This window comes from Nocardiopsis ansamitocini (assembly GCF_030268225.1).
GTDB lineage: Bacteria > Actinomycetota > Actinomycetes > Streptosporangiales > Streptosporangiaceae > Nocardiopsis_D > Nocardiopsis_D ansamitocini.
On record NZ_BSQG01000001.1, the window covers coordinates 358,871 to 372,659 of the forward strand.

The 13,789-nt window shown below is 69.5% G+C and carries 11 protein-coding genes; 3 read left to right on the top strand and 8 right to left on the bottom strand.

What is annotated here, in order from left to right; genetic code table 11:
- The 5 genes from QSJ59_RS01630 to mraZ all read right to left on the bottom strand — a co-directional run bounded on the left by QSJ59_RS01630 (position 1) and on the right by mraZ (position 5,961).
- Positions 1–1,605, bottom strand: a complete 1,605-nt coding sequence (locus QSJ59_RS01630) for a UDP-N-acetylmuramoyl-L-alanyl-D-glutamate--2,6-diaminopimelate ligase (protein WP_285756850.1) — start codon at positions 1,603–1,605, stop codon at positions 1–3.
- A gap of 63 nt (positions 1,606–1,668) precedes the next feature.
- The gene (locus QSJ59_RS01635) at positions 1,669–3,642 is read right to left on the bottom strand and encodes a peptidoglycan D,D-transpeptidase FtsI family protein (protein WP_285756851.1); all 1,974 of its coding nucleotides are present in this window, start codon (positions 3,640–3,642) and stop codon (positions 1,669–1,671) included.
- A 64-nt stretch (positions 3,643–3,706) separates the two neighbouring features.
- Positions 3,707–4,141 (bottom strand): cell division protein FtsL, encoded by a 435-nt coding sequence (gene ftsL / locus QSJ59_RS01640; protein WP_285756852.1) that lies wholly within the window; start codon positions 4,139–4,141, stop codon positions 3,707–3,709.
- Between the two features lie 73 nt (positions 4,142–4,214).
- Positions 4,215–5,219 carry a 16S rRNA (cytosine(1402)-N(4))-methyltransferase RsmH gene (gene rsmH, locus QSJ59_RS01645; protein ID WP_432707395.1) on the bottom strand — a complete coding sequence of 335 codons (1,005 nt, stop codon included), beginning with the start codon at positions 5,217–5,219 and terminating at the stop codon, positions 4,215–4,217.
- Positions 5,220–5,529: 310 nt separating this feature from the next.
- Positions 5,530–5,961, bottom strand: a complete 432-nt coding sequence (gene mraZ / locus QSJ59_RS01650; protein ID WP_285756853.1) for a division/cell wall cluster transcriptional repressor MraZ — start codon at positions 5,959–5,961, stop codon at positions 5,530–5,532.
- A gap of 324 nt (positions 5,962–6,285) precedes the next feature.
- Between mraZ and QSJ59_RS01655 the strand changes: the two genes are divergently transcribed.
- From QSJ59_RS01655 to QSJ59_RS01665, 3 genes are all read left to right on the top strand, one after another.
- Positions 6,286–7,278 carry an AAA family ATPase gene (locus QSJ59_RS01655; RefSeq protein ID WP_432707396.1) on the top strand — a complete coding sequence of 331 codons (993 nt, stop codon included), beginning with the start codon at positions 6,286–6,288 and terminating at the stop codon, positions 7,276–7,278.
- A gap of 129 nt (positions 7,279–7,407) precedes the next feature.
- Entirely contained in the window at positions 7,408–8,628 is a 1,221-nt protein-coding gene (locus tag QSJ59_RS01660) for a DUF58 domain-containing protein (RefSeq protein ID WP_285756854.1), read from the top strand.
- Between the two features lie 26 nt (positions 8,629–8,654).
- Positions 8,655–10,952 carry a transglutaminase TgpA family protein gene (locus tag QSJ59_RS01665; RefSeq protein WP_285756855.1) on the top strand — a complete coding sequence of 766 codons (2,298 nt, stop codon included), beginning with the start codon at positions 8,655–8,657 and terminating at the stop codon, positions 10,950–10,952.
- A gap of 57 nt (positions 10,953–11,009) precedes the next feature.
- Here the strand turns inward: QSJ59_RS01665 and QSJ59_RS01670 are convergent, their stop codons facing one another.
- The 3 genes from QSJ59_RS01670 to QSJ59_RS01680 all read right to left on the bottom strand — a co-directional run bounded on the left by QSJ59_RS01670 (position 11,010) and on the right by QSJ59_RS01680 (position 13,753).
- On the bottom strand, positions 11,010–11,414 hold the full coding sequence (locus tag QSJ59_RS01670) for an SCO2097 family morphological protein (protein WP_285756856.1): 405 nt from the start codon (positions 11,412–11,414) through the stop codon (positions 11,010–11,012).
- 269 nt (positions 11,415–11,683) lie between these two features.
- Positions 11,684–12,955 (bottom strand): DNA polymerase IV, encoded by a 1,272-nt coding sequence (locus QSJ59_RS01675; protein WP_285756857.1) that lies wholly within the window; start codon positions 12,953–12,955, stop codon positions 11,684–11,686.
- Between the two features lie 21 nt (positions 12,956–12,976).
- Positions 12,977–13,753, bottom strand: a complete 777-nt coding sequence (locus QSJ59_RS01680; RefSeq protein ID WP_285756858.1) for a methyltransferase domain-containing protein — start codon at positions 13,751–13,753, stop codon at positions 12,977–12,979.
- Between the last annotated feature and the right edge of the window lie 36 nt (positions 13,754–13,789).

The window sequence follows — 13,789 nt, forward strand, 5'->3', positions numbered from 1 at the left end:
TCAGTCCTTGCCGATCCGCCACCGCAGCGCCGCGCGCAGCACCTCACGGTCGTCGAAAGGCAGAACCTGGTCCCCGACGTACTGACCGCGCTCGTGGCCCTTGCCTGCAACGACGATCACGTCACCGGGTCTGGCACGCTCCACGGCCAACTCGATCGCAGTGAGCCGATCGGGTTCCACGGTGATCCTGGCCCGATGGTCGGCGGGGACCTTCGCAACGCCCTCAAGCATGCTGGTCACAATAACGACCGGGTCCTCGGTACGAGGATTGTCGTCGGTGAAGATCACCGAGTCCGCCAGCCGCACCGCAGCCTCGCCCATCAGCGGCCGCTTGCCGCGGTCCCGGTCCCCACCGCAGCCCACGACCATGGTGAGCTCGCCCTCGGTGATGGAACGCAGGGCGGCGAGCACCGCCTCGATCGCACCGGGTTTGTGCGAGTAGTCGACGATGGCGGTGAAGTTCTGTCCCTCGTCGACCCGCTCCATCCGCCCTGGGACACCGGGGGCCTCCGCGACACCGTCCAGGGCGGTGGCCAGCGGGATTCCCGCCTCGACCAGCCCGACGATGGCAGCCATCGCGTTGGCGACGTTGAAGGGGCCGGGCAGCCGCACGGAAGCGTCGAGTTCGAGACCGCCCGGTCCCACCACCCGGAAACGACTTCCCTCGGGCCCCAGGACGACGTCGGTGGCCCGCCAGTCGGCCTCGGGGTCCCCTTCCGCGGAATAGGTGGTGACGGGGATCTCACCGCGTGCGGTGACCATGTCCACGAGCGCACGGCCGAACCGGTCGTCGCGGTTGACCACGGCGATGGAGGCGAACTCCGGGGTGAAGAGCTTCGCCTTGGCGTCGAAGTAGTCGCGCAGGTCCGCGTGGAAGTCCAGGTGGTCCTGGGAGAGGTTGGTGAAGACCGCGACCTCGTAGCGCGCGCCGGCCACCCGCCCCATGGCGAGGGCGTGGCTGGAGACCTCCATGGCCGCAGCGGTCACCTCGCGCTCCCGCATGAGAGCGAACAGCCCGTGCAGGTCGGTGGACTCGGGTGTGGTGAGCGAGGAGTCGACGCGCTCGTCGTCCACCCGCATCTCCACGGTGCCGATCAACCCGGTACGCAGTCCGGCCGCACGCAGCCCGGACTCCACCAGGTAGCTCACCGTGGTTTTGCCACTGGTGCCGGTGGTTCCGATGAGAAGAAGGTCCTCGGAGGGCCGTCCGTAGACCCACGCCGAGATCTCCCCGAGGAGGGAACGGGGGTCGGGCACCGTGACCACGGGCAGCCGCGTGGCCGCCGCACGGTCGTAGCCCTCGGGGTCGGTGAGGATCGCCGAGGCGCCCGCTCCGGCCGCCTGGAGGGCGTAGTCGGCCCCATGGGCGCGGCTGCCGGGCAGGGCCGCGTAGAGGTCTCCGGGGCGCACCGCGCGGGAGTCGTGCGTGATGCCGGTGATGGCCGTAGCCAACACGTCTCTCTCCTCCACCGCCTCTGGACCACCGGGAACGGCCACCGTGCCCAAGGGCGGCTCTGTGGGATCCACGCACGTGATGAAGGAGTCCTGGCCCAGCAACGGGGCGAGCTCGGACAACGGGCGCGGCTGGATCTGTTCTGGACGCATTACGGGTGACACGCTGTGAGGCTATCGGCTGGTGAGCGGGGGTCGTTAATTTACGCGCCCGGACTACTCCCTCAACCGGAGTTTGGGCGGCTCGGTACCCGTGGGGGGCACCTGATCGGTCTTGAGCGCGAAGGACATGACGTCGGTGAAAACCGGCGCCGCGGCCTGACCGCCGTACACCTCGCTCTTGGGGTTGTGCAGCACCACGAGCACGATCAGCTCGGGGTCGTCGATGGGTGCCATACCGACGAAACTGCTGGTGTACTGCCCCTGCTCGTACCGTCCCGTCTCCGGGTCGATCCGGTTGGCGGTACCGGTCTTGCCGCCGACCCGGTAGTCGTCGATCCGGGCGGCCTGCGCGGTGCCCTCCTTCCCGGTCACCGCCTCCAGCATCAGCCGGACCTGCTCGGCGGTGTCGGGACTGATGACCCGGCGCTTCTCGCGGGCCGGCGAAGCGGTGAAGTCGCCCGTCTCGTCAACGGTCCCCGCCACGAGGCTGGGTTCCACCCGGACCCCGTCGTTGGCGATGGTGGCGTAGACACTGGCCAGTTGGACGGCGTTCACCGAGAGGCTGTGTCCGAAGGAGATGGATGGCTGGTCCGTACCCGACCAGTACTGCGGGTCGGTGAGGATGCCCTGGTTCTCGCCCGGCAGTTCCAGACCGGTGGGCTGTCCGAAACCGAACTTGCCCAGGTAGTCGTACAACTTGTCCGGCCCCAACTGGTCACCGATGTAGATGGTGCCGACATTGCTGGAGGTGGCCATGATCCCGTTGACGGTGAAACGCTCGGTCGGGTGGTAGTCGGAGTCCTTGAAGGTGCGGTCGTAGCGCTGGATGGAGTAGGGAACCGTATACACGGTGTCGGGCGTGGTGACGCCTTCCTCCAGTGCGCCGGCGACGGTGATCGCCTTGTTGGTGCTGCCCGGCTCGAAGGCGTCGGCGACCGCGCCGTTGCGCCGATCCTCCTGGGTGGAGCCGTCGATGTCGTTCTGATCGTAGGTGGGGTAAGTGGCCATGGCCCTGATCCGCGCCGAGCGGTCCATGACGACCACACTGCCGCCTTCGGCGTCGAGTGCGTCGACCCGTTCGGCCAGCGTCTGCTGGGCGTGCCACTGGATGTCCTGGTCGATGGTGAGACGCACGCTCCGCCCCGGAACGGGTTCCTTTGCGAGGCCCGCCACCATGGGGATCTGGGTGCCGCCCCGGCCGACCTCGACCTGCTGCTTGCCGGCCTCGCCGGCGAGCGTGCGCTCCATGACGGCCTCCAGCCCTTCCAGGCCGTGGCCTTCTGCTCCTACGAACCCGATCAGGTTGGCGGCACCGGTCTCGTCGGGGTAGACGCGCTTGTAGTCGCGTTCGGAGGAGACTCCCTGAAGGTCCAGTTCGTCGAGCTCGCGCCAGTCCTGTTGCGACACCTGCCGCTTGATGACCTGGTAGCGGCTGGGCTCGCCCTCGGGCGTGGTGGCGTCGAGCTTGGCCGTGACCTCCTCCACCGGCAGGTCGAAGCGTCCGGAGAGCTCGGTGATGATCTGCTCCCGCTCGTCCGCCTTGACCTCCTTGGGGTCCACGAAGACCGTGCGCACCTCGACCGAAATGGCGAACGGGCGGCCGGAGGCGTCGGTGATGTCGCCGCGGACCGTGGGAATGTCGATCGTGGTGAGGCGGGTGTCGGACGCCTGGGAGGCGTAGTGGGCGGCTTCGAAGCCCTGGATCTGGACCAGGCGCCCGCCGAAGACGACCAGCACCACGACGAGCAGGACGACGGCAACCTTGATGCGCGGTCCCGGCTCACTGCGGCGGAAGGTACGGCGCAACAGTGGTGCGGTGGGCCCGCCGCCCGAGGTCTTGCGTGCCGGGCGCCGCGGGGCCCGGCCGCCCGGCGCGGGCCGACTGCGCGCTGCCTGTGGAGCGCGGCGTCGAACCGGTTCGGCGCCGGCGCGTCCGCGCGGCTGACCGTCTGCGGAGCGCTGGCTGGGACGACGACGGCGGGCCGCGGACCCGGGCCGGCGCGGGTCGCGGTCACGCGGGGTACTCAAAGCTGTTTCTTCTCCCGATCGTCGGCACCGCCCGCCACGGGCACGGGTCTGTGTCCGGGGCCGGTCACGGGGCCTCACGCCCGCCGGTCAGCACCTGCGCCGATTCGCCCTCGACCTCGATGAAGCGCGGGGCCTCGCCGGGCTCCATGCCGAGCTCCTCGGCGGCATCGGCGATGGCCTCGGACGTCTCGGAGTGCAGGTTCGCTTCGCGCAACGCCTGTTCCTGCTGGGCCAGGGTGCGGTTCTCCTGTTGCAGGCGGCTGATCTCGAAGGTGTCCTCTGCGAGGACCGTGCGCAGTACGAGCAGGCACACCAGCGCGCCACCGAGCAGGCCCAGGACGAGCAGCACGAAGGGCATGCGCGGCGGCCGTGCCGAGGGCCGCTGGGCCGCCGCACCACGCTGGGTGGGCACGGTCGTGGGCCGGGGCGGGGACGCGGGCCGGGTACGGGGCTTGGTGGCCGTGCCGCTGCGGATGGTGCGGTCCTCGGTGATACTCATGCGGCCTCCCGAACGCCGTCGAAGCCCCCGTGGTCTGCTCCCGGGGACATGCTCTTCGCTACGGAGCCGCCCATCACGGCTCCCGGATCCTCTCGGCGGCCCGGAAGCGGGCCGACGCGGCACGGGGGTTGCGCTCGTTCTCGTGTTCCGAGGGCTGTTCGGAACCGCGGGTGAGCAACCGGAGTTCGGGCTGCCGGTCGGGCAGCGGCACCGGTAGGTCCTGGGGGGTGGTGTCGGTGCTCAACGCGGCCAGGGCACGCTTGGTGAGCCGGTCCTCCAGGGAGTGGTAGGACAGCACCGCGATGCGCCCTCCGAGGGCGAGACGCCCGATTGCCGCGGGAAGCGTCCGTTCCAGGATGGTGAGCTCGGCGTTGACCTCGATGCGAAGCGCCTGGAAGGTGCGCTTTGCAGGGTTTCCGCCCGTGCGTCGGGTCGCGGCCGGGATGGCGTCGCGCACCAGTTCGGCGAGGGCGCGCGTGGAGTCGAGGCGCGCCTTGGTCCGCTCGCGCACGATGGCCGCGGCGACCCGCGAGGCGAAGCGCTCTTCTCCGTAGACCTTGAGGATGCGGGAGAGCTCTCCCGCGGAGTAGGTGTTGACCACCTCGGCAGCCGTTCTGGGCTGTGTGCGGTCCATCCGCATGTCCAGCGGGGCGTCGTAGGAGTAGGCGAAGCCCCGGTCGGCCTCGTCGAGTTGCGGGGAGGACACGCCGAGGTCCAACAGCACGCCGTGGACGCGGTCGATGCCGAGGCCGTCCAGTGCGCTCGGGATGTCGGAATAGATCGCGTGGACGAGATCGATCCGATCGGCAAAGGGGGCGAGACGCTGGGCGCTGCGCTCCAACGCGGTGGTGTCGCGGTCCACGCCCACCAGGCGCAGCCCGGGGTGGGCACAAAGAAGCGCCTCGGAGTGGCCGCCGAGACCGAGTGTGCCGTCCACGACGACGGCTCCGGGTTCGGACAGCGCCGGGGCGAGAACCTCCAGGACACGGTCCAGCATCACCGGGACGTGGGCCGGTCGGGGGTCGGTGGGGTCACCCGGACGCGGCCGTTCGCTCTGCTTCGCCACGTCGTCACCCATCAGCACTTCCATCCCCCTCGCCGTCCGCAGCCGCTCATACGGTGCGGTCCGGTCTCACATCCCCGTGCGCCTGTTCGGCGCATTGCCGCCACGAATCAACCGTTGGGCCGGTTCGGGCCCGCGAACGCCGATGTCACCGCGGTTGTCTCTCGCGGCCGTCACCTGACGCCGGGGAAGATGCCTCAGCTGACCTGGATCGTTCTCGTTCGCGGGCTCGGACCGGGCAAGGATCGACGGTCGTGACCCCGTCTGTCTATCGACCCGCGTCGCCGGTTCGGTTGGCCGAAACCTGCGCGACGGTGCCGTGGAGTCACAGCACCCCCGGCAACACCTCCTCCGACAGATCCGCGAATACCTCTTCCTGTTCGGCCTCGTAACGGGCCCAGGCCTGCGCGTCCCAGATCTCCAGGCGCGTGTTGGCCCCGATGACCACGCAGTCCCGGTCCAACCCCGCATAGGAGCGCAGGGTGCCGGGGACGGTGACCCGGCCCTGTTTGTCGGGCCGTTCATCGGACGCACTGGCGAAAAAGACGCGACTGTAGTCGCGCACTGCTTTGGCGGTGACGGGAGCTGATCGAAGGGCTTCGGTGATGCGCTCGAATTCGCGCACCGGAAAGGCGTAGAGGCAGCGCTCTTGGCCTTTCGTGACCACCAGTCCCCCCGACAGTTCGTCGCGGTACTTCGCCGGAAGGAACAAGCGTCCCTTCTCGTCGAGGCGTAGCGAGTGGGTTCCGAGAAACATCGGCCCCACCTCCCCAAGCCTCCGTGGAGCAGTCCCCTCCTCCACGCGGCCCCACTGTACTCCACTCTCCTCCACAGTGAACAGAATCCACGCCCGCCACGACCAGCCATCTCCGACAAAACAGCAGGTCAGGGGCGGTGGAGCGGAGTGGGGGGCTGCGCACCTCCCACGGGGTGTCGTGGGATGGGTGCTCCCCGGGCCGCACCGCACCAGCGCGGACCAGGCGCGGCACCGCGCAGGTCAACTTCGTCGTTTTGGTTTGCAAACCACCGCTTTACGCCTAGCCTCGTTTTCGATCAGGGCAGACGCTGCGAGAGGGGACACGTGTCACTTGACACGCGGTTGAACAGCCACGACAAAGGGGGCGTTGGCGGCGTCGCCGGTGTCCTGGCCACCGCCGAGAAGGTCCGCTCCGCCGTGGAGTCGGTCATCGAGGGCAAATCGGAGACGGTGCGCATCGCACTGACCGTGCTCCTTGCCGAGGGGCACCTGCTGATCGAGGACGTCCCCGGCGTCGGCAAGACCATGCTGGCCAAGGCACTGGGCCGCTCCGTCGACTGCCAGGTGAACAGGGTGCAGTTCACCCCCGACCTCCTGCCGAGCGACATCACCGGTGTGAGCGTCTACCACCAGGAACTGCACGAGTTCCAGTTCCAGCCCGGACCGGTCTTCGCCCATATCGTGCTCGGCGACGAGATCAACCGCGCCTCGCCCAAGACGCAGTCGGCACTGCTGGAGTGCATGGAGGAGGGACAGGTCAGCGTCGACGGGGTGACCCGGTCCCTGGAACGCCCGTTCATGGTCGTCGCCACGCAGAACCCAGGGGACATGGAGGGCACCTATCCCCTGCCCGAGGCCCAGCGCGACCGGTTCATGGCCCGCATCGCCGTGGGCTACCCCTCCGCCCAGGCGGAACTGGACATGATCGACAGCCACAGTTCCCAGTCCCCGCTGGAGAGCATCCGGCCGGCGGCCAGTACCCACGACGTCCAGGCGATGATCGCGGAGGTGCGCTCCATCCACGTCTCCCCCGCCGTCAAGCGTTACGTGGTGGATCTGGTGGCGGCCACCCGAACCTCCTCCGCACTGCGGCTGGGAGCCTCCCCGCGTGCCACCCTGCACCTGGTCCGCGCGGCCCGGGCCTACGCCGCCCTGGACAACCGCGGCCACGTCCTTCCCGACGACGTTCAGGCCCTGGCCGTCCCCGTCCTCGCCCACCGGCTGCTCCCCAGCCCGGAAGCCCAACAACAACAGAGGCTGCCGGAACAGGTCGTCAGCGACCTCGTCTCCCGGTTGCCGGTCCCCGATCGCCGGTAGTACCGCGGCAGCGGGGCGTCTGCGCCCCGCAGCCGCGCCGCCCTCTGGCGCCGCCCACCCACCTGGCGAGGACACCGTCGTGCAGCACCTTTGCAGCGTCTGCCCACCCCGGACCACCGAGGTGGACGGATGAACCCCTTTCGTTCCCTCACCGCGCGCGGCCGGATCTTTCTGTGCGTGGGGCTGGTCATCGTCGTGGGCGCGCTCGCCGTCGGGGAGCGCGACCTGCTGCGTATCGGGGTATTCGTGGTTCTGCTGCCGGTGGTGTGCGCACTGGTGATGGTCAGGGTTCCGCGCGGTGTCACCCACACCAGGGAGTTGTCGCCGGCGCGGATACCGGTGGGCGGCGACTGCCGGGTGGCGCTGACCGTGGTCAACACGGGAAGGACGACGTCCCCTGGAAGCGTCCTGGTCGAGGACCGTCTTCCCTACGCTCTGGGTGATCCGCCCCGGTTCGCTCTCGGGCGGCTGCGCCCGGGCGAGCGGCGGACCGTCACCTACCGGTTGCGTTCGCACATGCGCGGTCGCTATCCCGTCGGCCCACTCACCCTGCACTTCGTCGACCCCCTTGGGTGCGCCCGCTTCACCCGTGAGGTGGGGACGGGGGCAACCCTGCTGGTCACCCCCGCCGTGGTGGACCTGGCGGGGGCGGTTCCGCGCGGGGACAGCGCCGAGAGCGGGGAGAGCCGGTTGCGCGTCTCCGCCAGTGCGGGCGACGACGACGCCGTACCGCGCGCGTACCGGCACGGTGACGGAATGCGCCGGGTGCACTGGCGCTCCACCGCGCGAAGGGGACAGCTGATGGTTCGACGCGAGGAGCAGCAGTGGCGCGACCACAGTTCGATCCTGTTGGACGTCCGATCCGTGGCCCACGCAGGCCAGGGAACGGACTCTTCGCTGGAGACGGCGATCACCCTGGCCGCGTCCATCGCGGTGCACCTGTTGAAACGGGGGCAGGAACTGCGGTTCATGGCCGGAAAGACCGAGATCAGCCCGCTTCACCGCGGCGACCAGGTACTGGACGCACTGGCGGTCCTCCAGACCGAACCGGGGACCTCGCTCAAGGAAGGGACCGCCCTGGTGGGCCAGTCCACGATCAGTGGACGCGGTCTGCTGGTGGCCGTGGTGGGAGCACTGCGTACCGACGAGGCGCGCACCCTGGCCGCCTGCCACGGCGAACGGGGCAACGGTCGGGTGGTGGTGTTCACCCCGGGGGCCGCCTGGGCCGCACCCGAGGCGGCGGACCGCGCCCGGGAGCACCTCGTCCAGGCGGGATGGCGGGTCCTGGAACCGAGTTCCGCCGATGAACTGGGCGCGCTGTGGAGCGGCCTTGCCGCTGGTGTCCGATGAGGCGGCACGGCGGTTTCAAACCGCGCGTGGCACTGCCCCTGGCAGCCATGGTCACCACACTGTGCGCGTTCTCAATGCTCGATCCGGTTTTCGCCACATCCGGCTGGTGGTACGGGTCTGCCCTGGCCGTGCTGGTCGTGACCGGCATCGGCGTCGCCCTGAGCTGGTCGAGGGTGCCCGCGATACTGGTGCCACTGGCCCAGATCGTGGGGGTGGCGTGCACGGTGACCGCCGTCTACGCGCCCGAATCCGCGATCCTCGGTTTCCTCCCCACTGCGGCTTCCTTCTCCGCCCTGAGCGACCTGATCGCCCTGGGCTTCGGCGACATCCGGATGAACATCAGTCCCGTCCCTGTTTCGGCGGGACTGCTCGTCGTGATGACTGCGAGCCTGGGCGGCCTGGGCGTGCTCGTCCATCTGGTGGCGGTGCAGCTGCGCCTGGCCGGTCTCGCCGGAATGGCGCTCCTGGCACTGGTGTTCGTCCCTCTCACCGTGCACCACGAGGGAGTCACCTGGAGCGCGTTCGCGCTGACCGCGCTGGGATTTCTGCTGCTGCTGGCGGTGGAAGGCTCCGAGCGTTCCGCCGGATGGGGGCTGCGCGTCCCGCCTTCGGCCGAGGCGAAGAACACGTGGGCGAGCCGCACCGGCTCCTACCTGCGCCAGCTTCTCACCACCGCGCACATCGCCGTTGTCGCTGTGGTCCTGGCACTGCTGGTGCCCTTGGCGGTCCCCGGGATGGTCAACGACGCGGTGTTCGCTCTGGCCAGCGGGGCGCGCGACGGAGGGCAGACGGTGACGACGGTGAATCCGCTGGCCAGTCTGCGCCGCGACATCACCTCGCTGGGCGATCGGCGGATCCTGGAGTACCGGACCAGCCAGAGTCGGCCCGACTACCTGCGCATGCACGTCCTGGACACCTTCGACGGGGAGAACTGGACGATGTCGCCGGTCGAGGCGTCCCAGCGCAACCGGGTCGACGACCAGGACCTCCCCGAACCGGACGGGTTCGTCACCCCCGCCCCCGATCAGTTGGCCACGACCCAGGTCACGGTGAGCTCCGGGACCCAACGCATGGATTTCCTCCCCCTGCCCTACCCCACCCGCAACCTGGCGATCTCCGGTGACTGGTTCACCGACCCGGAGACCCTGATGGTGTTCTCCCCCCGCGGCGAGGCCAGAGGACTCACCTATGAGGCGGTCAGCGCCGCGCCCGAACCGAGCAGCGCCGCACTCGCCCGCACCAGCGCTACCGGGGCCCGCACCGTGGATTCGCGCTACCTGGATCTCCCCGACGGCGTCGACCCTCGGGTGAGGGAACTCGCGGAATCCATCACCGGTGATGCCAGTAGCACCCACGCGCGCGCGGTAGCCCTGCAGAACTGGTTCACCTCCGGGGACCGGTTCGACTACGACCTGAGCCCGGAACCGGTGCCCGAAGGCGCGGACCCGCTGGCGCACTTCCTCTTCGAGGACCGGGTCGGCTACTGCCAGCAGTTCTCAGCGGCGATGGCAGTCATGGCACGCCAACTGGGCATTCCCGCCAGGGTCGCCGTGGGGTACACCTCCGGGACCTCGGTCTCCGCCGACCGCTGGATCGTGACCGAGCGCAACGCCCACGCCTGGCCGGAGCTGTACTTCGAAGGCGCCGGATGGCTGCGGTTCGAGCCGACGCCGTCCTCGACCGATGCCCAGCCCAGTGCCACCGTCCCCGGCTACGCCTACCCGGCGGAACCCGACACCTCCTCGCCCGAGGGCCCGGGGTCGGCGGCACAGCCCGAGGACAGCGAGGGCGCGGGGACCGACAGCGAGTCCGGCGAGACCTCGGCACCCGTGCCCGGCGGCAACCTGGCCGACGACTTCGGGGGCGGCACAGTGGTGGAGGAGTCCTTCCCCTGGACCGGCGTACTGATCGGTATCGGAGCGGTCGCGGCGCTGTTGCTGCTGCCCGCGCTGATCCGCGGTGCGGTGCGACGGGTCCGCTGGGGCAGGGCCCGCGATGCGCTGGGGCGCTCACGTGCGGCATGGCTGGAACTGCGCGACGACCTCGTGGACCTGGGGGTGGAGTGGCGTCCTGCGGAGAGTCCGCGCGGGCTGGGCCGGCGTCTGGAAAACGAGTACCGGCTGGGTTCACACGCCAAGGAGTCCCTGCGTCGGATCGTGGCTGCCGAGGAGGCCGCACGATATGCGCCGGACCCGCTGGAAGGCCGGGGGCTGGGGAGCGACGGTCGCACGGTCCGGCTCGCCCTGGGGGCGCTGCAGTCCACCCGAGCCCGAATCACGGCGGTGCTGTTGCCCCGATCGCTCTACACCTCACGCCGGTTCTGACCCGGGCTCCCCTCCGCACGGGCAAGGGACACGGGTCAGAACCGGCGAGGAGCGCTGTTACTCGCCCTCTTGCCGGCGACGCCAGCGCTCCTCGAAGCGGTTCATCATTCCAGGGCGCTGTTGCCGACGCTGCTTGGGCTGGGCCGCCTGCTCGCCCTCGGCCCCGGACGTCCCGCCTGCGGCACCGCGAAGCCCGGAGAGACCCCAGAGCACCGACGCCAGCATGACGATGAAGCCCACGATGCTGACACCGACGGTCCACGGCTGCTCCGAGGCGGTGATCAAACCGCCGAGGAGCAAAAAGATGCCCAGCACGAAGCCGATCGATGCTTTGATGATCCGGCGCTTGTAATGGACCTGCGGGTTCGTCTGACGAACGGTGTTCGCGAACTTCGGGTCCTCGGCATACAGCGCCCGCTCGATCTGTTCGAGCATGCGCTGCTCGTGTTCAGAGAGCGGCACGACGCCTCCCAAAAACAGTCCCCGGTTGGGGCGACGGGTACTGAACAACGGTCTGATGGCCAGTGATATGCCCAGAATACGGGGACTTAGCGCCCGGTGAAAAGAAAAGATGTGCGCGTAGGTGACCCACATGAGTCACATTACCCTCGACCTCTGTCGGTTTCACGGGTTCCCACATCCCTCTTTCTCCCCCAGATCAGGGGAATCGCTGTACGGCCGGGGGTGTCCCCCCTGAGTAGAACGTGCCGCGAGGCGGCAAAGTTGCCGGATCATCCTTTGTCTTCCTCCCGAGCCGCAAGGACGGCCGGACCGATCATGTTGGCCCCGAACTTCCGGGCCACGGCGTCCATGACCTGCTCAGCGGCTCGCCAGTCACTGTCGGGCTCATCGAACGCGAGCTGGCGGTGCACCCGCTCTTGTGCTTCCAGCCCTTCGACCCGTACTCCCACGAGTCTCAGTGGTACCCCGTGCAGTCCGGAGGCTGCGTAGAGTTCACGGGCCGCCGCGAACACTTCCCTGGCGACATCGGTGTGTTCGGTGAGCGTGCGCGAGCGGGTGATGGTGCTGAAGTCGCCGCGGCGCAGTTTGACCACCACCGTGCGGCCCACCTGTCGGCTCTCCCGCAGGCGGCGCGCCACCTTCTCGACCAGTCTCAGCAGTTCGCGGTGGATGACCTCGGTGTCGAAGACGTCGGTATCGAAGGTCTCCTCGGCACCGATGCTCTTGTCCACGCTCTGGGGGCTGACCGGGCGGGGGTCGCGTCCCCACGACAGCTCCGCCAGGTGGGTGCCGAGCGCCTGGCCGAGTTCGTGGCGCAACATCTCGGGCGGGGTACGCGCGACATCTCCCACCGTGCGCAGTCCCAGGCGTTTGAGGGTCTGCTCGGTCTTCTCCCCGACCCCCCACAGCGCACCGACCGGCAGCGGGTGCACAAAGGCGGTGACATGCGCGGTGGGAATCAACAGCAGTCCGTCGGGTTTGCAACGGGTGGAGGCGAGCTTGGCGACGAACTTGGTCGCCGCGACCCCCACCGAACAGGTCAGGCCCTGCTCCGCGCGGACTCTGGAACGGATGAGTTCGGCCACGCGCACCGGACCGCCGAGCCTGCGCCGGGCTCCGGCCACGTCGAGGAACGCCTCGTCCACCGACAGGGGCTCGATCTCGGGAGTGACCGAACGCAGGATGTCCATGACCGCCGCCGAAACCCTGCGGTAGGCGGCACCGTCCGGGGGGAACACCACGGCGTCCCGGCACAGCCGAAGCGCACGTGACATGGGCATCGCGGAGTGGACTCCGTACTCCCTGGCCTGGTAGTTGGCCGCCGAGACCACTCCGCGCGGACCGGTACCGCCGACGATGACCGGGCGGCCCCCGGTCTCGGGGTGACGCAGCTGCTCGACCCCGGTGAAGAAGGCGTCCATGTCGATGTGCAGGATCGAACAGTCGTCGTCATCGGGAACGCCGCTGTCCAGCGGGACGATCCCCTGCTCGGTCACCATGCCGCGCACGGCCCTGCCGCGTTCGAGTTGGCGCCGACTCATCTGGGTCCGCCGTTCGTGGAGCTATGCGGGACGCCGGGCCAGCAGGTGCAGCTGGGTGGCGATACCGGAGAGACCGGGGTGGTCGGAGGCCGCGCGCTCCAGAGCCATCAGGGCTTCAGGAGTCTGGGCATCCTCGAAGACCCGCCCGGGGAGGAGGTCGGCCAGTACCCGGACCCCGCGCAGCCGGACATCGACCAGCCCTGCCTCGTGGGCGAGGGCGACGAGTCGTTCGGCGGTGAAGCGGCGCGGCATCGGGTCGGCGGTACCCCAGCGCCCGTCGGTGGACTCAAGGAGGTGCAGGGCGTCGTCGAGGTGACCGGCCAGGGCCCGGTGCAGGACCGCCGCCACGGCGTTGGCCGCGACCAGACTGACCGCACCCTCCGGCCTGGTCACCGACACCACGTCGCGCAGCGCGGCAGCGGGGTCCTCGACGTACTCCAGGACGTTGTGCATCAGGACCAGGTGGGCGCGCCCCTCGGGCAGGAGGTCGGCCAGGTCCCGGGTCTCCCCCTGGATGGCGCGCACCCGCACGCCCGCTTCGGCGGCGCGGCGCTCCAACGCGGCCAGGGAGTCCGGACTGGGCTCCACGACGGTCACCTGGTGGCCGAGTTTCGCCAAAGGAACCGCGGAGCCGCCCGTGCCACCGCCCGCGTCCACGATCTCCAACGGGCCACCTGCCCGCGCGCTCGCGGCAGACAGTTCGGCGTCGAGTACTTCCCACACCACTGCGGTACGCGCCAGGCTGGCTGCGCGGTGGGATCCTGTGGTGGGGAATGCGGCGCCGGCTCTGTCTGTCACGAGCGAGTCCTTTCCTGACCGCGCGCCCTTGCGCGG

Bases quoted from the DNA above. Each gene is read 5' to 3' on its own strand.
- QSJ59_RS01630 (WP_285756850.1), bottom strand. From the start codon at position 1,605: ATGCGTCCAGAACAGATCCAGCCGCGCCCGTTGTCCGAGCTCGCCCCG.
- ftsL (WP_285756852.1), bottom strand. From the start codon at position 4,141: ATGAGTATCACCGAGGACCGCACCATCCGCAGCGGCACGGCCACCAAG.
- rsmH (WP_432707395.1), bottom strand. From the start codon at position 5,219: ATGGGTGACGACGTGGCGAAGCAGAGCGAACGGCCGCGTCCGGGTGAC.
- mraZ (WP_285756853.1), bottom strand. From the start codon at position 5,961: ATGTTTCTCGGAACCCACTCGCTACGCCTCGACGAGAAGGGACGCTTG.
- QSJ59_RS01660 (WP_285756854.1), top strand. From the start codon at position 7,408: ATGAACCCCTTTCGTTCCCTCACCGCGCGCGGCCGGATCTTTCTGTGC.
- QSJ59_RS01675 (WP_285756857.1), bottom strand. From the start codon at position 12,955: ATGAGTCGGCGCCAACTCGAACGCGGCAGGGCCGTGCGCGGCATGGTG.